This window comes from Marisediminitalea alba, assembly GCF_002993365.1.
GTDB classification, from domain to species: domain Bacteria; phylum Pseudomonadota; class Gammaproteobacteria; order Enterobacterales; family Alteromonadaceae; genus Alteromonas; species Alteromonas alba.
Genome location: NZ_PVNP01000108.1, coordinates 1 through 23730, shown reverse-complemented (window position 1 = coordinate 23730; position 23730 = coordinate 1). Strand labels below are relative to the sequence as shown.

General features: G+C 50.1%; 22 protein-coding genes. 5 read left to right on the top strand and 17 right to left on the bottom strand.

Features of this window, described 5'->3' with window-relative positions:
- Positions 1–135 precede the first annotated feature (135 nt).
- The 9 genes from C6Y40_RS10915 to C6Y40_RS10875 form a co-directional block, all read right to left on the bottom strand.
- Entirely contained in the window at positions 136–777 is a 642-nt protein-coding gene (locus C6Y40_RS10915; RefSeq protein ID WP_105934612.1) for a LysE family translocator, read from the bottom strand.
- A 33-nt stretch (positions 778–810) separates the two neighbouring features.
- The gene (locus tag C6Y40_RS10910; RefSeq protein WP_338065258.1) at positions 811–1686 is read right to left on the bottom strand and encodes a solute carrier family 35 transporter; all 876 of its coding nucleotides are present in this window, start codon (positions 1684–1686) and stop codon (positions 811–813) included.
- Positions 1687–1759: 73 nt separating this feature from the next.
- A complete protein-coding gene (locus C6Y40_RS10905; protein ID WP_105934611.1) occupies positions 1760–2518 on the bottom strand; it encodes a 3-keto-disaccharide hydrolase in 759 nt (252 codons plus the stop codon).
- A 42-nt stretch (positions 2519–2560) separates the two neighbouring features.
- On the bottom strand, positions 2561–3178 hold the full coding sequence (locus tag C6Y40_RS10900) for a gluconate 2-dehydrogenase subunit 3 family protein (RefSeq protein ID WP_105934610.1): 618 nt from the start codon (positions 3176–3178) through the stop codon (positions 2561–2563).
- Position 3179: 1 nt separating this feature from the next.
- Positions 3180–4865 (bottom strand): GMC oxidoreductase, encoded by a 1686-nt coding sequence (locus C6Y40_RS10895; RefSeq protein WP_105934609.1) that lies wholly within the window; start codon positions 4863–4865, stop codon positions 3180–3182.
- Between the two features lie 54 nt (positions 4866–4919).
- Positions 4920–5840 carry a hydroxypyruvate isomerase family protein gene (locus C6Y40_RS10890; RefSeq protein ID WP_240621918.1) on the bottom strand — a complete coding sequence of 307 codons (921 nt, stop codon included), beginning with the start codon at positions 5838–5840 and terminating at the stop codon, positions 4920–4922.
- Positions 5833–7056 (bottom strand): nucleoside permease, encoded by a 1224-nt coding sequence (locus tag C6Y40_RS10885; RefSeq protein WP_105934607.1) that lies wholly within the window; start codon positions 7054–7056, stop codon positions 5833–5835. Before C6Y40_RS10885 ends, C6Y40_RS10890 begins: the two co-directional genes overlap by 8 nt.
- A gap of 40 nt (positions 7057–7096) precedes the next feature.
- On the bottom strand, positions 7097–8155 hold the full coding sequence (locus C6Y40_RS10880) for a sugar phosphate isomerase/epimerase family protein (RefSeq protein WP_105934606.1): 1059 nt from the start codon (positions 8153–8155) through the stop codon (positions 7097–7099).
- Positions 8156–8193: 38 nt separating this feature from the next.
- Complete coding sequence (locus C6Y40_RS10875) at positions 8194–9324, bottom strand: Gfo/Idh/MocA family protein (protein ID WP_105934618.1); 1131 nt, start codon at positions 9322–9324, stop codon at positions 8194–8196.
- Between the two features lie 303 nt (positions 9325–9627).
- On the opposite strand from C6Y40_RS10875, the gene C6Y40_RS10870 reads away from it, so the two are divergent.
- Together C6Y40_RS10870 and C6Y40_RS10865 are read left to right on the top strand one after the other, a co-directional pair.
- Positions 9628–10653: a LacI family DNA-binding transcriptional regulator gene (locus tag C6Y40_RS10870; RefSeq protein ID WP_105934605.1), complete on the top strand. Its 1026-nt coding sequence runs from the start codon at positions 9628–9630 to the stop codon at positions 10651–10653.
- Positions 10654–10687: 34 nt separating this feature from the next.
- Entirely contained in the window at positions 10688–11599 is a 912-nt protein-coding gene (locus C6Y40_RS10865) for a sugar phosphate isomerase/epimerase family protein (RefSeq protein WP_105934604.1), read from the top strand.
- Between the two features lie 55 nt (positions 11600–11654).
- Here the strand turns inward: C6Y40_RS10865 and acnA are convergent, their stop codons facing one another.
- Positions 11655–14366: an aconitate hydratase AcnA gene (gene acnA / locus C6Y40_RS10860; protein WP_105934603.1), complete on the bottom strand. Its 2712-nt coding sequence runs from the start codon at positions 14364–14366 to the stop codon at positions 11655–11657.
- Between the two features lie 338 nt (positions 14367–14704).
- Between acnA and C6Y40_RS10855 the strand changes: the two genes are divergently transcribed.
- Positions 14705–15163, top strand: coding sequence for a cupin domain-containing protein (locus C6Y40_RS10855; protein ID WP_105934602.1), 459 nt, complete (start codon positions 14705–14707; stop codon positions 15161–15163).
- A gap of 12 nt (positions 15164–15175) precedes the next feature.
- Here the strand turns inward: C6Y40_RS10855 and C6Y40_RS24975 are convergent, their stop codons facing one another.
- Entirely contained in the window at positions 15176–15631 is a 456-nt protein-coding gene (locus C6Y40_RS24975) for an STAS domain-containing protein (RefSeq protein ID WP_205664764.1), read from the bottom strand.
- A 210-nt stretch (positions 15632–15841) separates the two neighbouring features.
- Between C6Y40_RS24975 and C6Y40_RS10845 the strand changes: the two genes are divergently transcribed.
- Positions 15842–18100: a hybrid sensor histidine kinase/response regulator gene (locus C6Y40_RS10845; RefSeq protein WP_146129546.1), complete on the top strand. Its 2259-nt coding sequence runs from the start codon at positions 15842–15844 to the stop codon at positions 18098–18100.
- 68 nt (positions 18101–18168) lie between these two features.
- Here the strand turns inward: C6Y40_RS10845 and C6Y40_RS10840 are convergent, their stop codons facing one another.
- From C6Y40_RS10840 to C6Y40_RS10820, 5 genes are all read right to left on the bottom strand, one after another.
- Positions 18169–18354 carry a hypothetical protein gene (locus C6Y40_RS10840; protein WP_105934600.1) on the bottom strand — a complete coding sequence of 62 codons (186 nt, stop codon included), beginning with the start codon at positions 18352–18354 and terminating at the stop codon, positions 18169–18171.
- Positions 18355–18376: 22 nt separating this feature from the next.
- On the bottom strand, positions 18377–18568 hold the full coding sequence (locus C6Y40_RS10835; protein ID WP_105934599.1) for a helix-turn-helix transcriptional regulator: 192 nt from the start codon (positions 18566–18568) through the stop codon (positions 18377–18379).
- Positions 18565–18981 carry a hypothetical protein gene (locus C6Y40_RS10830; RefSeq protein ID WP_146129545.1) on the bottom strand — a complete coding sequence of 139 codons (417 nt, stop codon included), beginning with the start codon at positions 18979–18981 and terminating at the stop codon, positions 18565–18567. Before C6Y40_RS10830 ends, C6Y40_RS10835 begins: the two co-directional genes overlap by 4 nt.
- A gap of 115 nt (positions 18982–19096) precedes the next feature.
- Positions 19097–20236: an EAL domain-containing protein gene (locus C6Y40_RS10825; RefSeq protein WP_105934597.1), complete on the bottom strand. Its 1140-nt coding sequence runs from the start codon at positions 20234–20236 to the stop codon at positions 19097–19099.
- A 93-nt stretch (positions 20237–20329) separates the two neighbouring features.
- The gene (locus C6Y40_RS10820; RefSeq protein ID WP_105934596.1) at positions 20330–21889 is read right to left on the bottom strand and encodes a methyl-accepting chemotaxis protein; all 1560 of its coding nucleotides are present in this window, start codon (positions 21887–21889) and stop codon (positions 20330–20332) included.
- A gap of 267 nt (positions 21890–22156) precedes the next feature.
- Here C6Y40_RS10820 and C6Y40_RS10815 point away from each other — a divergent pair, with 267 nt between their 5' ends.
- Positions 22157–23269, top strand: a complete 1113-nt coding sequence (locus C6Y40_RS10815; protein WP_105934595.1) for an MBL fold metallo-hydrolase — start codon at positions 22157–22159, stop codon at positions 23267–23269.
- Positions 23270–23424: 155 nt separating this feature from the next.
- Here C6Y40_RS10815 and C6Y40_RS10810 read toward each other — a convergent pair.
- Positions 23425–23730 (bottom strand): IS1595 family transposase (locus C6Y40_RS10810; protein ID WP_146129467.1); only part of this gene is annotated, 306 nt, incomplete at its 5' end.

The window sequence follows — 23730 nt, the reverse complement described above, 5'->3', positions numbered from 1 at the left end:
TTACACCCAATCGCTAGCGAACTGCAGTAACCATCAAACGTTATAATTTAGTGATATTGATTGTACATTATTTAGCCAGAGCATAGCGCCAGCGGCGTTTTTGATCAACCAAAACCAGACGATTAACCAGCGCTATCAGGCACTGGCCAGCCCCAGTTTCACGGCAAAATACACAAACAGGCCACCAGCCGCTTTGTTTAGCCAAAAGCTTAAGCGGCCTATACCCGACAGCCGCTTTCGCAACCACACGGTGCCGATTACGAGGAGCAGGCACCAGGACGTGCCGGTGAGGGTAAAGATTCCTCCCAGCGCCAGGAACATCTGCGTTTTGTCGGCCACTTCAGCGGGAATAAACTGCGGCACAAAGGCCAGGAAAAAAAGCGCTACCTTGGGGTTTAACACATTGGTGAAAAAGCCGCCGGCAAATATCCGTTGCAGGCTTGTGGTACGGGCTAGTTCAATGCTCTGGCCATCATCGGGCGGGGTTTGTTGTTTTGCGATTAGCATGGAAAAGCCGAGGTACAGCAGATAAGCACAACCCGCCACCTTTACCACTGTAAAAGCCCAGGCTGAGGTAGCAAGTAAGGCGCTTAACCCCAGCGCAGCAGCCACAATATGCACACTCACACCCGCCATGATCCCCAGTAATGCTACCACTCCGGCGCGAGCACCCTGGGTAGCGCTGCGGGCAATGATGTATAACGAATCCGGCCCGGGCAGAATGTTGAGTAACAGGCAGGCGAAGATAAACGGGATAACATTGATAACGTCAAACATGATGCACTCTGGCCTAACAGTAATAAGAGTAACTTACTCCAGCCACACCAACATGGCAATCCCGGCAACCGCCAGAGCAGACCAGACCGCGACGTTACGATTTACTCTGTCACCCAGCAACCAGCCAATACCCAGGGAAAGTAGCACGCTGGCTGCCAGCAGTGTTTGTGCAACGGCGGCTTTGGTATAACTAAAAGCCAGCATTTGTAAGGTCAGCGCCATAAAGGTGCCGATAAACACCGCCAGGATAAACAGCCGCCAGGTTTTACCTTTATCTGTTGTGGTTGGCAGCCAGCGCTGTCTGGTAAACACCATCAGCAAACAGACAATCAGCAGGCCACCGAGCAGCCGGATAAGACTGGCATTGAAGGCATCAATCTCAAAGGAAGTCAGCACATCGCGGCTGATAACCGCGCCGGCGGCCTGGCAAAGTGCCGCCAGCGCTGCATAAACATACCCCGTTGGCGAAAATAAAGTTAACGCCGCACGCCTGTGAATTTTTACAATTACGTCCACTGAGATGATCACCAGCGCCACCGCCAGCCACTGCTGCCAGCTTAACCACTCACCAATCCATGCCATGGCCAGTAGTGCGGTTAATACCGGTGCCAGAGTTTCTGCAATCAGGATAGACTGCGCATCACCGATTTTATTCAGCGCCTGAAAGAAAAAAGTATCACCGAGACCAATACCGATTACTCCGCTAAGCAGCAACCAGCCCCACACCGCGGTTGGCAGTTGGCCAGGTGGCGTTAAAAGCTGCGATACGCTAAGGAGTAAACCAACGGAAACAACACCTTTCCAAAAGTTAAGCGACAAAGGGCTAAAAAACTTGCCTAGTGTCTGAAACAGACGAGCTGATACTGCCCAGCAAAGTGCCGCCGACAGCGCGGCAAATTCACCCATCATTTGTTGTACCCAGTAACTAAACGCAAAAAAATACCCGGCGAGGCCGGGTATATATTAACGCTATTTTGACAGCTTAGAGTTCGCGGAGCCAGATATTCCTGAAGCTCACCAGATTGTCGTGATCCTGTAACTGGATAGGGGCACAGCCATGGGCTTTGTACTTAGGCGCGCCAATCCATTCGGTGGTGCCCTGGATTTCCACATGGTTCTGTACCACTACACCATTATGAATAACCGTAACATAGCCAGGCGATTCCAACGCTTCACCGTCGAACTTTGGCGCGGTAAAAATAATGTCGTATTCCTGCCACTCACTGGGCGGACGGGTGGCATTCACCAATGGAATGGTTTGCTTGTAAACCGATGCAGCCTGTCCGTTAGGATAGGTTTTGTTCTGATAAGAATCGAGTACCTGAATCTCATAACGTTCCTGGAAGAATACGCCACTGTTGTTGCGTTTCTGCCCGTCCATATCTTCCTCTGGCTGTGGTGCACGCCATTCAACGTGCAGCTGCACATCACAGAAAGATTGCTTGGTACGGATGTTACCCGTGCCAGGCTTCACAGTGACTGTGTCACCACCTAATGTCCAGGCCGCTTCACCGCCTTTGACCGATTCCCAGGCGGAAAGATCGGTACCGTCAAACAGCACAACCGCATCAGACGGCGCTTTGCCTACCGGCGTTTCTACCGCTTCGGGAACGGGCTCCCAGACTTCCGTTTTTTGTGCCTGTTGCCAGGGCTCCAGATTTTCCTGTGGGGCAGCACAGGCTGCCAGCGCAGGGGTTAACAGCGCCAGGCCGGCGACTGTTGCTAAACGATTGTTACGCATAAATTGTGTCCTCTTATTTGGCCATTCGTCAACCAACGGAAATCAGGTAGCCCAGGCTCTGTCGCCTTTCTCATAAGGCAGATCGCCATCAAACTTGCCTGGAATACCCACGTAACGAAGCACCTTGGTAGCACCTACTTCTGACGTAAAGAAGGTAAACAGGGTTAGCTGCTTCAACATCGTGAAGTAATGCGGTAACGGACTGGTATCATCGATGTCGCGGCTGTTCGGTCGCTGATTAACTGCGCCCCACAGGTTACGCTCGGCATTGTATTTCTTAGCTTCGGCATCGAGGTCCGTCAGCAACTCAAAACGCTGTGCATTGCTTAAGGCAAGGAACGGCGTATCGAAGCGTTCGTCGCTAGCCAGGTTGAGCTTACGCAGGCCGTCTTTAAACGCCTGTTGCTGAACGGGCGTGTAACAGTCAGCCACCAGCACCGCCATCATTTGTGCACACTGAGCATCTTTAGCTCCCGGCGTGTCGGTTCGCGGCATAATGGTTTCAGCCACTTCGCTCATCAGGCTGATATCATCTTTGCTCAGGCCCACTTTGGCCGGATCGGTGGCCGGCACTTTTAAGCCCCAGGCCATGGCATTGCTGCCCACAAAGGCAGCACCGGTCGAGGCCGCAATCATTTTAAGAAGGTCGCGTCTATCCATCTCAGATGTTCCCCTTTTTCAGTTCTTCAACAGCAAAGTTAGCAGCCCGTGCGGTTAATGCCATGTAAGTCAACGATGGGTTAACACAAGAAGCCGAAGTCATCGCTGCGCCATCGGTAACGAATACGTTGGGCGCATCCCATACCTGGTTGTGTGCATTTAGCACTGAAGACTTAGGATCGCGGCCCATGCGCGCGCCGCCCATTTCGTGAATACCCATGCCCGGCGCGTAATCCGCGTCGTAACCCTGAACATTCTTAAGACCCATTTTTTCGAACATTTCCACCGCGTCATTCATCATATCTTTACGCATGGCATATTCGTTTTCTTTGATTTCGACGTCCATCTCCAGCACAGGTAAGCCCCACTTGTCTTTTTGGGCTTTATTGAGATACACCTTGTTGTCATGGTTTGGCAGCATTTCACCAAAGGCTGTCATACCAATCGACCAACTGCCCGGCTCACTCAGGATGTTTTTCAGATCCGCACCAATGCCCATTTCGGCAACGTTGCGGTTCCAGCCCTGACGACTAGCCGAGCCCTGATAGCCAAAGCCACGCAGATAGTCACGCTTATCATCGCCCCAGTTACGGAAACGGGGGATGTAAAAACCAGACGGACGGCGTCCGTAATAGTATTTATCTTCAAAACCTTCGATGTCGGCCGATGCACCCACGCGGAAATGGTGGTCCATAATGTTATGACCCAGCTCGCCGCTGCTGCTACCCAGACCGCCATCCCACACATCGGTGGCTGAGTTCATCAGCATCCATACCGAGTTAAGAGCTGAGGCATTAAGGAACACGATTTTGCTCTTAAATTCGTAAGTCTGATTATTTTCCGAATCGAGAATTTCAACACCGGTTGCACGTTTTTTGTCTTTGTCGTACAGCACACGGGTGACGATAGAGAAAGGACGTACCGTAAGATTACCGGTTGCCATCGCTACCGGCAGTGTGGACGACTGGGTAGAGAAGTAACCACCAAACGGACAACCGAGCCAGCACTTGTTACGGTACTGACAGTTCACCCGGTTTTGCTCTGGCTTCGGCTCAGTCATGTTAGCACTACGGCCATTGATGATATGGCGGGTGCCTTTAAATGCTTTCTGCAAACGCTTGGCGAGATCTTTTTCCACCACGTTGAGTGGCATTGGCGGCTGGTACTGACCATCAGGCAGGACGTCCAGGCCATCGCGGTTACCACTGATGCCGGCAAAACGTTCTACATAGTCATACCAGGGCGCTAAATCGTTATAGCGAATTGGCCAGTCTACACCAACACCTTCTTTAGCATTGGCCATGAAGTCCGCTTCATTCAAACGGTAGCTTTGACGACCCCATAACAGCGAGCGGCCGCCTACGTGATAGCCACGATACCAGTCGAAACGTTTCTTCTCGACATAAGGTGATGTCTGGTGACTTTCCCACATGCCATAGGTGGATTCATTGAGCGGGTAGTCGCGCTTGATTACCGGCTCCAGCTCTTTCATTTCCTGAGTAGCCAGATCCCGGTGCGGGTAGTTCCACGCTTCATTGTGAGCGTTGACGTAATCCTTGATATGCTCAATATTACGGCCACGCTCCAGCATCAGGACCTTAAGTCCCTTCTCGGCCAGCTCTTTCGCTGCCCAACCGCCGCTGATCCCTGAACCAACTACGATTGCATCATAGACATTATCTGCCATTACTTCTCCCCTTAAATCGTCTAGTTTTACTAACCGATTTTGTGTGTTGCCCAATCACACATCACAAATCAGAATGGCCTCGCGCAGCGATTCAATCTGATCCAGAATGGTTTTTGGGGTTGGTAAAAACTCCTGAGCTACATATCCGTTAAAGCCGGTCTTGTTAATTGCTTTGATAATCGCCGGATAAAACAGCTCCTGGGTGTCATTTATTTCGTTTCTGCCGGGTACGCCGGCGGTGTGGTAGTGACCAAAGTACTCATGGTTATCCCGGATGGTACGAATGATGTCACCTTCGCTTATTTGCATATGATAGATATCATAGAGCAGCTTAAAATTAGCTGAACCAAGCTGTTTGCATAGAGCTATCCCCCACGCCGAGTTATCCGCAAAGTAATCCGGGTGATCTACTTTGCTGTTAAACAGCTCCATTTGCAGAATTACGCCACGCTTCTCAGCCTGTTTAATGATTCGCTTTAAGCCGGTGGCAGCATGTTGTAGCCCCTGCTCCGGACTAACGCCGCGTTTGTTACCACTAAAACAAATCAGATTGCGGTAACCCGCATCGGCGACTAAATCGATATGCTTTAAATAGCGCTCTGTCAGCTCATCATGAAACGCTAGATCGGCCCAACCGTCCTCAAGGTTAAGCTCAGCACCATTGCACATAGAGCTGTCGATACCGTATTTCTTCAGCGTTGGCCAGTCAGCCGGACCAATCAGGTCAATCGCGCTAAAGCCAATAGCTTTCGCGGCAATGCATAATTCTTCCACACTCAGCTCGCCGTAAGTCCAGCGAGCCACCGAATGATTGATGTTCCCTTTCAATTTTAGGTCAGAGATGTCATCGGGCAGGGTCGCCAGCGCTGAAGCACTCAGACTGGCTCCGGTCATACCGAGTACCAGCTTTTTCAGCAGTTCACGGCGACCGTTGTCCGAGAGGTTCATCTCAGACTCCATCCTTTTATCAGGCATCAGCCTTCACCTCTTCTTTCTTGAAAATAAGTAAGAACAGTACCAGTACCACTGCGGCAAATGCCGCCGGGAACAGCCAGATTTGCTGCCAGGCGTGGCCTGCATCACCGGCATAGTTGTCGGTAATCTGACCGGCCACCCAGAAACCGACCAGCATACCGACACCGTAGGTCGCCAGGGTAATCAGGCCCTGTGCAGCACTTTTCACTTTGTCACCCGCTTTTGCATTGGTATAAATCTGGCCTGACACAAAGAAGAAGTCGTAACAGATACCGTGCAGGGCGATACCAATAATCAGCTGGAATAAGCCAGACTCAGCATCACCAAAGGCAAACAACGCATAACGTAATACCCACGCAGCCATCCCCAACAACAGGGTCATTTTAATGCCAAAGCGATTAAGGAATACTGGCAGTGCCAGCATAAATAACACTTCAGATACCTGGCCCAGCGTCATTTTACCGGTAGCATTTTCAACGCCGATTTCGGTAAGAAACGGATTAGCATTCTGATAGTAAAAGGCCAACGGAATACAGATCAGTACGCTAGATGCGAAAAACACGAAGAAGTTACGGTCTTTAAGCATGGCAAGGGCGTCAAGGCCAAGCAACTGGCCAAGGCTGGCCGCTTCTGAACCTTTTGCCGCCGGAGGTGTTGCTGGCAGCGTAAAGCTGTAAATGCCCAGCGCCAGCGAGGCAATCGCACACAACATGAAGGTGTTGCGCAACATGCCATCGGCAATGCCTTGCTGAGAATCCCACGAGAACACGTAGCTAATTACCAGGCCAGCAACAATCCAGCCGATGGTGCCCCACACACGAATCTTACCAAACTCTTTGGATGGGTCAGCCATTTGGCCGAACGAGACTGAATTTACCAGGGCCAGCGTAGGCATATAGGCGATCATATAACCCAGTACATACGGATAGAAGCCGGCAAAATCAGTCGACATATACATCATGTACATCAATGCCGCACCGACCAGGTGCAGGATGCCAAGAATACGCTCGGCATTAAAGAACCGGTCGGCAATCAGGCCAATAATAAACGGCGCAATGATCGCACCCCATGACTGGGTTGAGAACGCCATACCGATTTCACTGCCCGACGCGCCAAGCGTACCGCCAAGAAAGGTTCCCAGCGTTACAAACCAACCGCCCCAGATGAAAAACTGGAGAAACATCATAATACTCAGACGTATTGTTATTGTGTTCATAGGCTCCTCGCCAACTGTCTGTACTATCTACTTGTAGTTATTAATCTTTTAAGCCCAGGATCCGGCGATTGCGCTCTTCGCTCGCCTCGGCGCCGGCAAAATCATCAAACGCATACTTGGTGGGTTCAATGATATGGCTGGCAATAAACGGCGCGCCCTCGGCGGCTCCTTGCGCCGAATCTTTCAGGCAGCATTCCCATTCCAGTACCGCCCAGCCATCAAATCCGTACTGAGTCAGCTTGCTGAAAATACCTTTGAAATCCACCTGCCCATCGCCCAGTGAGCGGAAGCGCCCCGGACGCTCCTTCCAGTCTTCATAACCGCCGTACACACCTGAACGACCGGTAGCATTAAACTCAGCGTCCTTAACATGGAACATTTTGATGCGGTCGTGATAGCGGTCGATGAAATCCAGATAATCCAGCTGTTGCAACACAAAGTGGCTGGGGTCGAACAGGATATTCGCGCGCGGATGGTTATCCACGGCTTTCAGAAAGCGTTCAAAGGTAGCGCCATCGTGCAGATCTTCACCTGGGTGAATTTCATAACACACATCCACGCCTGCCTCGTCAAAGGCATCCAGAATGGGCTTCCAGCGTTTGGCCAGCTCGGCAAAGCCTTGTTCTACCAAACCAGCAGGACGCTGCGGCCATGGGTAAACAAGGTGCCACAGTAACGCACCGGAAAAGGTTGCATGAGCTTTCAGTCCCAACCGTTCGCTTGCCTTAGCGGCAAACTTTAATTGCTCAATCGCCCATTCCGTGCGTTCCTGCGGTTTACCGTGCAGGTGCTTGGGTGCAAAGTTATCAAACAGCTCGTCATAAGCCGGATGCACCGCCACCAGCTGACCTTGCAGATGGGTTGATAGTTCGGTGATTTCGATACCGGCCTCGCGACAAATGCCCATCACCTCATCACAGTAGTCCTGGCTATTTGCCGCCAGTTCTAAATTGAAAATATCGTCGTTACCGGTAGGCATTTGAATGCCTTTGTAACCGTTATCAGCTGCCCACTTAACAATGGTATCCAGCTTATTAAATGGCGCTTTGTCACTGACAAACTGGGCTAAAAAGATAGCCGGGCCTTTAATCGCAGACATGGTTTACTCTCCTGCTTAATACTTTAATTTGATGCGTGTTATTCAGCGTCGAAAAAGGAAGTCCATTTAGCGTCACTTGCCGTGCTCGCCAGCATGGTTTCGATAAAGGCGTTACCGCGTAAACCGTCTTCCAGACCCGGCACACCATCGGCTTTACCGGTTTGACCACCGCGAACCGCTTTGGCAAAGAAGGTATACAAGTTACCCATGGCTTCCAGGTAACCTTCAGGGTGACCGCCTGGAATACGGCAGCGTGCCTGGGCATCTTCGCACAAGCCAGGCATACCGCCACCTGCTCGCAAGGTCACCATGGGGCCGGTTAATGAGCGCACGATCAGTGAGTTAGGGTTCATTTGCATCCACTCAAGGCCGCCTTTCTCACCATACACGCGAATTTTCAGGCCGTTTTCTTCACCGGCACACACCTGACTCGCCATAAGCGTGCCAGACGCGCCATTGTCAAAACGTAACAATGCAGCGCCATCATCATCCAGACGCCGACCTTCCACGTGAATATGCATATCGGCGCAAAGTTTGGTCACCCGGGCACCGCTGACAAATTCAGCCATGTTCAGCGCATGGGTACCAATATCGCCCATACAGCCGCTACCGCCTGATTGGCTCGGATCGGTTCGCCAGCCGGCCTGTTTGTTGTCCTGTAGTTCGATGCCTTCGCTTAACCAACCCTGAGGGTATTCCACTAGCACTTTGCGAATTTTACCCAGCTCGCCGTTAGCGACCATATGCCGTGCCTGCCACACCATGGGATAACCGATGTAGGTATGTGCCAGGCCCAGTAATACCGGCTTTTCCTGTAACACGGATTTCAGCGTTTTGGCTTCGTCCAGCGAAATAGCCAGTGGTTTTTCGCAGAAAACATGAATACCCGCTTCCAGCGCAGCCTTGGTAACTTCTACGTGGAGATGATTTGGCGTTACGACCGCCAGCACCTGTACACGCTGCTCTTCAGGCAGCTTCGACTCTTGTTCGATTAGGGCCTGCCAGCTGTCGTAAGCGCGGTCCGCTGAAATACTCAGTGACTCGGCAGTTTCGAGGTTATTTTGCTGGTTGCGACTAAACGCCCCACACACCAGTTCGTAATGTCCATCCAGTCCGGCTGCATGGCGGTGCACCGCTCCTATGAAAGCACCCTGACCGCCGCCGATCATGCCTAAGCGAATTTTCTCAGTTTTTGCCACGTTCAAACCTCGATTTGCAGTTTTCGTCCAAAACGCACTTGTGTACTTTTTGTTAATGATGTAAAAATGTAACGGATTACATCGGAGTATAACAAGTTTATTCACCAGATCTAGTCCAAATTGATAACAAATATGTTAATCAAAAGCCGTATTTTTTAGTTAATGTGCGGAAAACACGCATTTTTAGCTAGCTGAAAACAGAAACTTTGTTAACATAAAAAACAATAAATGTTATCGGTTACATGATTTATCCCAGCTTGTGAGGGCGATTAGTTGTCGAATATAAGAGAAGTTGCTGACCTGGCAGGCGTTTCGGTGGCCACTGTGTCGCGAACGTTACAGCAACCAGAATTGGTATCGCCAAAAACCCGGGCCAAGGTGACCCGCGCTATTGAACAGCTTAACTATAAGCCCAATCTGATGGCGGTAAAGTTTCGCTCTGGCAAAACCCACAATATTGTCGTTCTGGTGCCAACCGTGGCTAACGTGTTTTTCGCCAGGGTGATCCGTGGCATGCAGGAGGCTGCTGCTGCTGAGGGGTATTCATTACTGCTGGTAAATACCATGGGTGATAATGCTACCGAACAAAATTACGCCCGGATGATCCATACATCACAGGCTGATGGCGTGGTACAACTGCGAGCCTTTAACCCGTTTAACGATAATGATGCAGATGAGCAGGGTTTATTACCCATGGTTAACGCCTGTGAAATTCTCGATACACCACAGTGCCCCACTGTCTCACTGGACAACCGTCTGGCCGCTGCCGCAATGACCGAACACCTGGTTGAACTCGGCCACCAGCATATCGCTATGATCAAAGGCCCGGCCTCCAGTCCGTTAACCCGTGAGCGGATGCTGGGATTTAAAGATGCCTTACAGGAAGCCGGACTCAAATACTGCGAAGAGCTGATGTTTGACGGCGACTTTACGCTGCAATCCGGTTACGATGCCGCCGACCGCATTCTTAGCCAGTCACAGCCGGTAAGCGCCATTTTTTGCGAAAACGATGAAATGGCGCTGGGCGCTATCAGCCGCCTGAAAGCCGCCGGCCTACGCATTCCTGAAGACATTTCAGTGTCCGGCTTCGACAATATCGCCTTTGCAAAATTCAGCGATCCACCATTAACCACTATCGCCCAGCCGGCAGAGGAATTTGGTGAGACCGCCATTAACCTGCTCATTGATGTTTTAAAGGGCAAAGCCAAACGTGCAGTAAAAGTCATTCTGCCGTACCAGTTAATTATCCGAAACAGCACAGGGCCAGCCCCGGCGCAACCGGTAAACCTAACCCGGTAAGGCTGTGAATTTGCCAATAAAAGGGAGAAAACCTATGTCGCAACACCGTAAAAACAGCTCAATTATTACCACCGCCTCTGCCAGCAAGCTGAGTCGTCGTCGTTTTATGCAAATGTCGGCCACCGGCGTTGGTGCACTCTTTGGTGCCGCAGCCTGTGGTGGAGCATCCACGGTGACCACTGCCGCCAAAGACAATCGCGTTGGTCTGCAACTATACACGCTGCGCAGCATGATGGAAAAAAGCGTAACTGACACCTTAAAACTGGTTGCCAGCGTAGGCTACAAAGAGCTGGAGTTTGCCGGTTTCTACGACAACGACCCCAAAGACGTTAAAGCGTTAATGGACGAACTGGGTTTAACCGCGCCGTCGTCTCACGTTTTACTTAAATTTATGTCTACCGACGCTGACGTCGAAAAACAAATCGAAATCGCTAAAACCATGGGCCACAAATACGTGGTAGTGCCGTATATCTTCCCTGAAGATCGCAGTACTGATATTGCCGGTTATCAGCGCCTTGCCGAGCGTTTAAACAAACTGGGCGAAACCTTTAAGGCCAATGGTATTCAGCTCGCCTACCACAACCATGATTTTGAGTTTGAGAACATGAACGGCCAGGTGCCATACGACGTGCTGCTGGATGAGTGTGATGCCGACCTGCTTGCCATGGAACTGGACTTATACTGGACAGTCAAAGCGGGCCTGAATCCGGTAGATTATTTCAAGCGTAATCCGGGGCGCTTTAAGCTGTGGCATGTAAAAGACATGGATGCTCAGGGCGAATTTGCCGACGTAGGTAAAGGCACCATTAACTTTGACGATATTTTCGCCCATGGTGAGTTATCGGGTATTGAGCATAAATTTGTTGAACGAGACAAAACCGACGATATGGTCGAAACCATCAAGCAGGGCTACCTGACGGTTAGTCGTCTGAACGATAAGTACTAAGTCTGTTAGCAAGCATAAAAAAAGGGGCCTAGGCCCCTTTTTTTGTTGTTAGCATTTACGCCTTGAGATACTCACGAATTACGTAATGCAGGATGCCGCCGTGCTCGTAATAAGTAAATTCATTGGCGGTATCAATTCGCACCGTTAAATCAACAGTCAGAGTGCTGCCGTCGACCTTGGTGACGGTCATTTGCGTGCTTTTCTGACCACGTTCCACCGGCTCGATAGAGAACTGCTCATTACCCTCCAGGCCTAAGGATTCGGCACTGTCGCCGTCACTGAACTGCAGCGGCAAAATCCCCATACCAATCAGGTTGGAACGGTGAATACGCTCAAAGCTTTCGGCAATCACAGCCTTAACGCCCATCAGCGACGGCCCCTTGGCAGCCCAGTCACGGCTGGAACCGGTTCCGTATTCCTTACCACCAATAACAATAGCCGGCACCTTTTCTTCTTTGTACCGCATGGCAGCATGGTATATCGACATGGCATCACCACTTGGGAAGTGCGTGGTAGCACTGCCACTGGTGCCCGGCGCCAGCTGGTTCTTGAGGCGTACATTTGCAAAAGTACCGCGCATCATTACTTCATGGTTACCCCGGCGTGAGCCATAGGAGTTAAAGTGCTCCGGCGTTACACCTAATTCCTGCAGGTACTCACCTGCGGGGCTGTCCGGCGCAATAGCGCCTGCCGGTGAAATATGGTCGGTAGTGATGGAATCCCCTACTTTTACCAGACAGCGGGCGTCTTTAATGGCGCCAATAGGATCCGGCGTCGTTGACATCGTTTCAAAAAACGGCGGATGTTCAATGTAAGTAGAATCCGGCCAGTCATACACAGAAGTATCAGAGACTTCCAGATCATTCCAAACACCGCTGCCTTTAAACACGTCGGCGTACTTGGCTTTAAACAGTTCGCCCGACACATTGTCTTTAATGTATTGCTGAACCTCTTCAGGCGTTGGCCACAGATCTTTAAGATATACATCGCTGCCCTGAGAGTCTTTACCTATCGGGCTGTTAGCGATATCCATCTTCATATTACCTGCCAGCGCATAGGCGACTACCAGCGGTGGTGAGGCAAGATAGTTAGCGGCTACATCAGGATGGATACGCCCCTCAAAGTTACGGTTACCAGAAAGTACTGAAGTCACCGACAGTTTGGCTTTGCGAATTGCCGTTTCGATAGCATCAGGTAGTGGTCCTGAGTTACCGATACAGGTAGTACAACCATAACCAACAAGATTGAAACCCAGCTGTTCCAGATAAGGCATCAGGCCGGCGTCTTCCAGATACTGAGTGACCACCTGCGAACCAGGTGCCAGTGAAGTTTTAACCCAGGGTTTACGGGTAAGACCAAGTTCAGCAGCCTTCTTGGCCACCAGACCGGCGGCAATCAGCACCGACGGGTTAGAAGTATTGGTACAACTTGTAATGGCTGCGATGACCACCGCACCATCTTCCAGATTGAAGGCATTGTCATCCAGCTTCACATAGGAAGCGTGATCCTCGTCGACCACCGGCGCATCACCGCCTTCGGCAACAAAATCGGCCTCTTCAGTAACATCAGCAACGTCGATTTGCTGCGACAACCATTCGTTGTATGCCGCTGCGGCGTTATCCAGTGCGATGCGATCCTGCGGACGTTTTGGCCCGGCAACGGACGGCACCACTTCGCTCAGATCAAGCTCAAGAGTTTCATGATATTCCGCATCTTTGCTGTTATCGTCGTGCCATAAGCCGGTTTGTTTAGCATATGCCTCCACCAGCTCGATTTGCTGTTCATCACGGCCGGTCAGACGCAGGTAATCCAGTGCAACATCATCAAGCGGGAAAATACCACAGGTTGCACCATACTCAGGGGCCATATTGGCAATGGTCGCGCGATCCGCGGTCGTCAGCGAACTGAGGCCCGGACCATAAAATTCAACAAATTTACCCACCACGCCATGGTTACGTAATTGCTCGGTAATAGTGAGTACCATATCAGTTGCCGTCACACCGGCAGGCAATTTGCCGGTTAGTCTGAAACCTACCACACGAGGTAGTAACATGGTAACCGGTTGGCCCAGCATCGCGGCTTCTGCTTCGATGCCGCCAACGCCCCAGCCCAGTACGCCAAGACCATTAATCATAGTGGTGTGGGAATCGGTTCCCACCAGCGTGTCGGGATAAACCAGAGTCTCATCACCCTGCTCTTTGGTAAATACGCATCGCGCCAGGTACTCAAGGTTAACCTGATGCACGATCCCGCGGCCCGGTGGCACCACCTTAAAATTATCGAAGGACGATTGTCCCCATTTTAAAAACTGATAGCGTTCTTTGTTCCGCTCTACCTCGATTGCAGTGTTCTTTTTAAGCGCATCTTCCTCGGCGAAGTGATCTACCATCACCGAGTGGTCAATCACCAGCTCAACCGGATTGAGCGGATTGATCGCCTGCGCATCACCGCCTAAACGGTTAATGGCATCGCGCATGGCTGCTAAATCAACAATTGCCGGCACGCCGGTGAAGTCCTGCAGAATGACCCGGGCTGGCACAAAGGAAATTTCATGGTCATCGCCGTCGCTGGTATCCCATCGGGCGATGGTTTCAATATCGGTATCACTGACAAAGTCTGTGTGCTCGTGCCTTAACAGATTTTCGAGGAGAATTTTGACGCAAAACGGCAGTCTTGCCAGGTCGTGCTGTTCGGAAAGCTTGTCAAAACTGATCGCAGAATAGGAATGATCATTCACCTTTAGCGGCGAATAGGTTTGATATTTCATGTTTTACGCTTCCTTTTTCATTGCTGTGATTACTTGCCTTTAACCGTTCATGCATTTTCCTAACCAGTCAATAACCTCATAAATTTCTTATACTTACACATTAACAGCATTACACCTGAACGATTTTATGAAATTTATACGTACCCGGGTGTGTAATAAGTTCAAAGCTTTGTTTTACGCCCTATTCCGTAGCAATAAATTAACAATAAATTAATAAAACAGATGCACATTGCGTCCCCCTTATGTATGCTTAAATTTTAATCAAGCCGCTACGGCCTGTATTTAAGGCTTTTCTGCCAATAACGGGAATATTGGTCATGTCCTCAGTGGAGTAATAAATGCATCCTTTAGTTAATAAACTCGGTCTGGAACCCCATCCGGAGGGCGGCTATTATCGTCAAATCTACCGCTCTGCTGCCCAGGTCAGTTCACCTAAACACGGTTTGCCCCGACCCGCTGTTACGCATATTTACTTTTTGCTGTTAAAGGGTCAGGTGAGTCGCTTTCACAGAGTTCTGCACGACGAAATATGGAACCACTATGATGGCGCGCCGCTCACGCTGTACCAGTTGCACCAGCAACAGCTGCATGAAAAACGCATTGGTGGGCCGGAAGATGATTTGGCAACTGTGGTCCCCGGAGGCCACTATCAGGCAGCCACTACTACCGGAGACTATTCACTGGTAGGTTGTTCGGTTGCGCCGGGCTTTGACTTTGCTGATTTCAGCTTCATCGATGAACCCTGTTTAAAGCAGTGGATCGAGCTTGCACACCCTCATTTGAGTAAATTTATCTAGCCGGACTACCCGCTAATTAATAAAGAACATCTGATGCAGGTTGGCGGTTTTCAGTAACCGCCGGGCATGCGCATCAGCACCAATAATCTGCATAACAATCTGGTTTTCCACCAGTTGTTTTTGCAGTCCTACCAACGCCCCCAACCCCGACGAATCGAGAAATTCAACCTGTGAAAAATCAATTTTAAGCACCTTGTTTTGCAGCGCTTCCATAGGCAGGTTTTGCATCGCCGAGAACACCGACAGGGCATTTAACCCAGTCCAGACCGGCGGCAGAACAAGCGTGTCCGGCGCCACAATTTTTCCGGTAAAACAGTAACGACAGGCTGAAGTTGCATTGTTAACGTTGGCGTGACGCAGGTAGCAGCCGACACAATGTTGGGCGCTGTTGATTGCTTGCGGTGGTTGATTTGATACTTTCGCCTTCGGATTCATCGTGCCATCCATTTCATCTGTCAATGTTATCAATCATAAGCCTTAACAATTACCTGCCATTCATAATTCAAAGATAGTAGAAATTAGAAAATCTGCGCAAAGTTTCCTACGCTTGTAACGGAGTCTGTTGATTGGGTTGATCATTTAATTGGCGATACAGGGAATTCTAAGCCCGGCTCTAACCCAAACGTAAACTGCTATCAGCAGTTGCAGTACGTTAATTTGCTATTAGATGAGACCCCTGTGAGCCAGAACATCAACTTTGAAAGGTTTAACCGACTCTCGGCAGACCTCCAGTTAGTCACCGTTTATAATGGTGATATTGTGCATTGCAATCCCGCCGCGCAGCTGTTGTATAAGCAGGCTGGCAAAGAGCAAACACCCGCTACGATTTTTGACTTTGTCAGTGCCGACGAACTTCACTTTTTTTCTTTTCAGTTAGCACAGTCGGCAGCCTCCGGCGTAGGTAATAAGTTTCTGACTCGCTATGCCAGCGCCTCGGGTATCCGTTGGTTGCTCTGGCATACGGATATCGATCAAAGTAACGAGCACATGTACTGGATTGGTCAGGATGTCACAGAATTAAAACGCAGCACTGCCTCACTGGAAATTCTCGAGGAAGTAACCGCCACGGGCGTCTGGGAGCTCGACAAACAAACCAATACGCCCTACTGGTCTAAAAAGACCCATCAGATTCATCAAACCGACAGTCAGCACTTCACACCCCGCATTGACGATGCGTTGTCTTTTTTCCCGCCTGCCGCGCAATCCTCATTGAAGATAGCGTTGGCTAAACTCGAGGCAGATGGCACACCATACGACCTGCAACTGCCTTTTGTTACCGCAAAAGGCGATAAGCGGATAGTGAATGCTCACGGCCACGCGCAGAAAATAGGAAATAAAGTAGTTAGGCTGTATGGGACATTTAAGGATATTACCGAAGAAGTCAGTAAGCACGAGGAAGAACAGCGCATGCATACCCGCATGGCGCTGGCGCTGGAATTTTCTAAAATCGGCGTGTGGGAGTATCGGGTAGATAACGACACGCTGGTCTGGGACTCCCGCATGTTTGCCATTTACGAACCCCCCGTTGAGCTCTTCGCGGGCGAGTTGGAGGACTGGCGAAAAGCCGTACACCCGGAGGACCTCGCTGCAGCTATACAGTCTTTTAAGGAGACCATGCTGACCGGCAAGCCATATATCCAGGAATTCAGGATTCTCACACCAGGAAATACGCTTAAATACATCAGGGCCATGGCATCTGTGCTGCACGATAAAGAAGGCAAGGTTAACCAGTTGATTGGCGTCAACCTGGATATCACAGCCGATGTAGAACGGACCCTGCAGTTAGAGAAAGCCAAAGAGGCCGCTGAAGCCGCCAATCATGCACAATCGCGCTTCTTAGCCCTGATGTCACATGAAATCCGCACACCACTTAACGGTCTCATCGGCAGTTTACAAGTTCTGGAGGGCCTGGCGACGGGTAATCGCGAAAGCCAGTTCATCACTCAGTCACTGAGTAGCGCCCGCACTTTAGTAGCCATTATCAATGACATTCTGGACTATTCAAAAGCTGCAGAAAATCGAATGACGCTGGAAGAACTGCCGGTAAACCTTAAAGAACTGCTTAGCCAGGTCATCAATGAACAGTCTGCCGTTGCCACACAAAAGCGGATAGCGCTCACACTGGCCTACCCCGACGATGAACCCAGCAATTTTGAAATTGATCCGCTTCGTTTTAAACAGGTGATGTCTAATCTGGTTAGTAATGCGATTAAATTTACCCATAAGGGCTACGTGTCAGTCGCTGTGGAAACCCGGACCACTCCCGAGCCTTTGGTAGTAATACAGGTCAGAGATAGCGGCATTGGTATCCGACAGGAACAGTTGGCAAAGCTGTTTACGCCCTTTACGCAAGGGGATGTTACCACAACCCGACAGTACGGCGGTTCAGGCCTTGGCCTAAGCATTGTTGAACAGCTGGTAAAGTTGATGGGCGGAGAAATACAGGTAGAGAGCACGCCCGATATTGGTAGCTGCTTTACCATATTACTGCCGCGCACAGCTTACCACCCCGAGACAATGTCTGCCCCCACAAGCACTCCACCATCTGCTCCTGAAGCACCGGATATGAGTCATTTAAGGGTGTTGATTGCAGAAGACAATGAAATTAACCAACTGGTTGTCGAGGCTTTTTTGCTGGAGTGTGGTACTCAGGCTACGTTTGTGGATAACGGCGCCAGGTTGGTCGAGACGGTAAAATCGACACAATATGATTTGATCCTGTGCGATATCAGAATGCCCGTTATGGGTGGTATAGAGGCCTGCACCAAAATACGCGAATTCAACCGTGACATCCCCATTTTGGCTTTCACAGCCAATGTAATGCAGGACGATGTTCGCGCCTACCGCGAAGCTGGCTTTACCGATGTCATCAGCAAGCCGGTGGAACGTCTGAAGCTGTTTGAGCAACTGGCCGGATACTCACAGCCGCGCTCCTGAAGGGAAGCCTGGCGAAAGGGAGGAATGACAGAACCATACCTTCATGCCAGGCACACCACTGCATATCACTAACACCCGGCTGAACGTTTGTCTTTTAGCAAACGAGTCAGCAATGGATAGGCACTGATCAAGCCAATAAACACCGCCGCTGAGTTCTCCTGACCTTGCATAAGCCAACTGCTCAACAGCAATGCGGCAGCAAATATCAGTGCGATAGTGATATGATTTTTTGTATTACAGGTTAGGTTGTACATAATTTTCTCCGCTTGCTAAGGGTTACTCGTCCTGAAATATTTCTTCGATGGTTAAGTCAAATAATCGTGATGCTTTAAACGCCAGGGGCAGACTCGGGTCAAACTTGCCCTTCTCGATAGCGTTGATAGTTTGCCGGGACACATCCAGTCGCTCTGCCAAATCGGCCTGGGTCCAGTCTCGTTCTGCTCTGAGCACTTTTAATCGGTTTTTCATTGATACTTCTTCACTCCCTTAACCATGGCAACCAGGTAGGTCAGCGCAATAAAAACGGCAAGATGTGCAATTTCCGCATGGAACGGTAATACACCGGTCTGACTCAGCGCAGAATAAGCAAAGCCTCCTACCAATCCTGCCCCTAATGCCAATGCCATGGCTTCCAGCTGAACTTTCTGCTCCAGCTCATCCAGTCCGGCAAGCAGTTTTTTGTTGGCCATCATCATTGCGATGCCCGCAATAATATTGAGCCCAACCATTGCGGTGGTCACCAGTGCCGCTCCACCCCATAAGTAGCGGTGGCCAAAATACACCAGAGCTAACGACAACAGCCAGACCAGAGTAAAACCGGCCAGTCGGCGGTGATTAAGCTGATTACGTTGCCGGCGGCTTAGTTCCTGAGAGTGAGCCATATCAATTAAACCTTCCATAAAGTAAAATAAACTTTACTTAATGTAGTTTAAAAAAAGACAAATGTAAACAACACTTGTCTTTTTTTGTTCAAATGCGCTAAGCGCTCAGTGTGAACTATGAGAGTTGGTGTGCTTTCTTTGCCTCTTCAATAGGCCGGGTTGACTGATAAATCGACTCACGTTCTTCAGCGCTGATCCGGTCACTGTAACGTTTTGGTTTAGCGAAGTAATACCCTTGCAGGTAGTCCGCTCCCAGCTCGGTGAGCATTTCCGCCTCAGCTTCAGTTTCTATCCCCTCAGCAATCACTTCGGTACGATTTTTACGGGCTATCTGAATCAGGTGCTTAACGATATTTTGCTTGTAAGCGTTTTCGTCGATGCCGCTGATTAGCTCCATATCAATTTTCACGTAGTCCGGTCTCAACTGCTCCAGCAGATTTAAACCAGACCAGCCTGAGCCAATATCATCGAGCGCCACCCCAAATCCTGAGCTGCGGTAAAATGACAGGATCCCCTTTAAGTGGTTCATGTCATTTGCGCGGTGGGTTTCTACAATTTCAAACACCACATCTGCGGGCTTGAGACCCAGTTCATTGATAGCTGAAGCCGTGGCACGTAAGCAATAAGCCGGATCGTAAATACTTGAGGGGTTAAAATTAATGAACACTTTGCCCTTCAGTTTAGCCCGTGAGAAATACTCAACTGCCGAACGTCTGGCAGTAAGATCCAGCGCGAACAGTAAGTTACTTTGCTCGGCCAGCGAGAACGCAAAGCCAGGCGGTATTAAAGACTCATTAGCATCAAAGATACGGAACAGTGACTCATGGGCAAAGATCGACGGGTCTGTCACATCGCTGCCCGCCCTGACAATAGGTTGAAACCAGCTTTCATAAGAATGCTTGTCCATGGCTTGTGCCAGCCATTGGGCCTGATAGCGGCGGGTAAGCACCTCAGCCGTCGTCATCCTGCCTATCTCTTCAATGGAAAGCTGTGAAGGCTGGGCAGAAGTGGTTACCTTGGTACCGCCAAATTCAGGCCCATCGAGACAGCCATTAAGTTGATTGAGAAAGTTCCCCGTCTGGCCTTGCTCAACCTGCACCCGCAAACACCTATGCTCCACATTTTCCAGCGGATACTTCGCATACTCAGCCATCTTAGTGACTTTATCAATGGCTTCACTGGTGGGTAAAAACAACCAAAAGTACGTATTAGAATAAAAATACTCGTCAATCGACTCACACTCTGCACACCACATAAACTGCCTCATTATTTGATAGTGGTATGAGTACCGCTAAAGCGCCGCTACGGTTCACTTCGGAGCCGGGTTTTCCTCATCTGAATGTTCTGCCTACACAAACTGCCGTATTAACGCGCTTTGTTCTTCAACTTTATCCATCAGTGAGGCATTCAGCGCCTTGGCTTGCGAACTCACTTCGCCACTTTGTGATGCCAGCGCCATGATATTGTTGATACTGCCAGTCACTTCGGTGGCAACGGCTGACTGTTGTTCAATGGCCGCGGCGATACTGCGGTTGAGGTCGGCCAGGCGACTCACTTCATTTTGAATCGTCATCAGGCTCGAGCCGCAGCTTTCTGCCAGCCCCACACAATCGAGGGACGAGTTAAGAGCCTGCTGCATTCCATGACGAGCACTGCCTGAATGGGAAGAAAGAGATTCGAGCACTTGTTTAATGGAATCTGTAGCCTTCTGCGTTCTGGTTGCCAGTTCTCTGACTTCAGTGGCCACTACTACAAAACCATTACCTGACTCACCACTGTGCGCGGCCTCGATGGCCGCATTGACTGCCAGCAGGTTGGTTTGCTCGGCAATCCCCTCGATGACTTGCAGGGCCTGGCTGATATCCGCCACACTTTTGCTCATGCCAGCGACCTGTTGATCGGCGAGCTGCAGGTCGCGATTAAGGCTCTGAATATTCTGAATCGTTGCCTCGACATTGCCTTTGCCGAAAAAGGTGCTGGCCTCAGACTCATTTGCCACTTCGGCGGCCCCGTTTACGTTACCCGATATCTCACCGATGGTCTGCGACAGTTGCTCCATAGCCGCAACAACCTGGCTGACTTCACCGATCTGACGCTGTAAATGCAAACTGACTTTATCACTACACTGCAGACTGCTGGCGGAATTTTCACAAACGTTAAGTGACGCATCATTCACCCGGCCGACCACCGCTTTTAACTGTGCCTGCTGCATTTCAAGCGCCAGGTTAATGGCCGCCAGACTATCCCGGTGACCCGAGTAAAGAAAGCTCATCAGAGGGTTATCAAAAATCCGGCGGGACTTTTCAGTCAGCGCCTGCAGGCGGGCGGACCAGCGTATGAAAACGCCAAGCATTACCACCGCCAGTAGACACACCACCAAATTCACATAGAGAGAAAGCTCACTATAAAAGACAGACAAAAAGCTTAATCCGGCCAGTAATATCAGCCCCAATCTGAATTGAGGAAGCGAATCGGCGTGCTCCGACAACTGCGGCTTATCCTGATGATTACTCAGTTGCTGATAAGTTTGTTCGGCTCTTTTTATCACCTCCGGATCCGGCTTGGTGCGCACCGACTGATATTCGCAAATGTTGCCTGAGCTATCGCGAATAGGAGTAACAAAGGCATTAACCCAGTAGTAATCGCCATTACGACAGCGGTTTTTAACCGGCCCCATCCAGGACTGACCAGCCCGGATGGTTTGCCACATGTTAGCAAAAGCTTGCGCCGGCATGTCCGGATGGCGCACCAGATTATGGGGCTGACCATACATGTCCTCTGTACTGAATCCGGCGATACGACAAAAATCGCTGTTCGCATAGGTTATCCGGCTATCCATGTCGGTTGTGGAAAGCAACACATCCGTGTCATTTAAAGGAACTTCCGCAGGGTGGGACTTACTGTGCATGGGATTATCTTAGACCTCTCAATAACTACCCGCTTATCTCACCACAAAGGGGCCCCAGAGCACCCTTATCCCTTTGGCTATGAATGAAATAACTTAGATTTGGATCAACAATTCTCAATGCCTATTTAAACCTTCGGCAATTGCCGGAATAGGAGTATCAGGCAAGAGATACCGCGTTTTGTGGCTGTCAGGGGCAGCAATGGTCTGTGATAATGACCCGGTATCATGGCAATACCAGACCCGGCAGCAGCAAAGAGAAGACTCAAAATGAAAAGCGCTATAACCGTATTACTGATTATCGCAGCCACACTCATTCTGGGTGGTTGTGTGGTCCTCAACCTCGCGCGGTTTGGCGCGGCGCCGGACGCACAACAGCAGAAGGCATATTCGGGGTCAGCTAACTACAATGCAGGGAAACAAGCTTTTCATAATCAGGTAACCACGCCGGTACTCAAAGAAGGCGTCAGTACCTGGTCAGTGATGTGGGGTAACCTTACCTCATCGGCCGATAATCTGGCACCGCAAGGGGCGATACCGGTAAACAAAGTAGACTTTAAAAGCCTCCCCCGCGAGGAAAACCTGATCGTCAGGCTTGGCCACTCAGGCTTTTATCTGCAACTTAACGGCCAGCGCATTCTGGTAGATCCGGTCTTCAGCGACTACGCTTCGCCGTTCTCGTTTATGGTTAAAGCGTTTAAAGGAACAACCATCTTTACAGTGGACGATTTACCAGAGATTGATGTGCTGCTTATCTCCCATGACCACTATGACCACCTCGACTACAACACCGCCGTAGCGCTCAAAAACAAGGTAAAAAAGGTGTTTGTTCCGCTGGGTATCGGCGCCCATTTTTCTCACTGGGACTACACACCAGAGCAGCTGCACGAAGCAGACTGGTATGACAGCCTGGAGTTAGACAATGACGTACAAATTCACCTGGTACCGGCCAGACACTATTCAGGACGCAGCCTGACCCGCAATCAGACCTTGTGGGGCGGATTTGTTATTACCAGCCCGCAATCCCGTCTATTGCTGGGCGGGGATTCAGGTTACGGCCCGCACTTTAAAGCCATTGGCGAACGCTTTGGTGGCTTCGATCTGGTGGCGCTTGATACCGGGCAATACGATCCACGCTGGCCTTATATTCACATAACCGCCAGTGAGTCAAAGCAGGCAGCGATAGATGTTAACGCCAGGGCACTGCTACCCATTCACATTGGTCGCTTCGCGCTGGCACGCCATCCGTGGAAAGAACCTTTCGAAGAAATTCAGGCACTCAGCGAAAATGCGCCTTATCAGCTACATACGCCGCTGATTGGCCAGCCCATAAACCTCGCATCGCCGCCTGCCAGCAAGCCATGGTGGCAGAGCATTGACTAACGCTTAAGTCACTCAGGTTGTTAAACAGGCAGAGAGCAAAGCGGTTTATGTGTTGCTTGCTATCTGTGGATATAAGGTAAGAAAATTCACCAGGCAGAAGGAAACAGATGCGCCACAAATTGGCGCTATTCGTCCAAGCCGGTATTTATTAGTGGCTATGTTCGGATTAACTGTTGTTGAATCGAAAAGAGCCTGTTTTCGTTAAGGTTTTCTGGAGTATCCATAAACCTGAACCAACCTAGGTAGTGTTCCAAGTATTTTGTGGCTACTCCGTGAAACCGTTTTATCCACGCTTTCAGACGGCTGTGATAGGCGTTAACATTTTGAATGTGAAAGACTTTATCTATCACCTTAATTCCTCCTGCCACATCTAAGCGCTTGTGTATTAAATCATTTTTCTCAGAAAGAGCTATGTAGGGCTTATAGCCATCACTACACAACACACTGTCTTTCTCTAATTT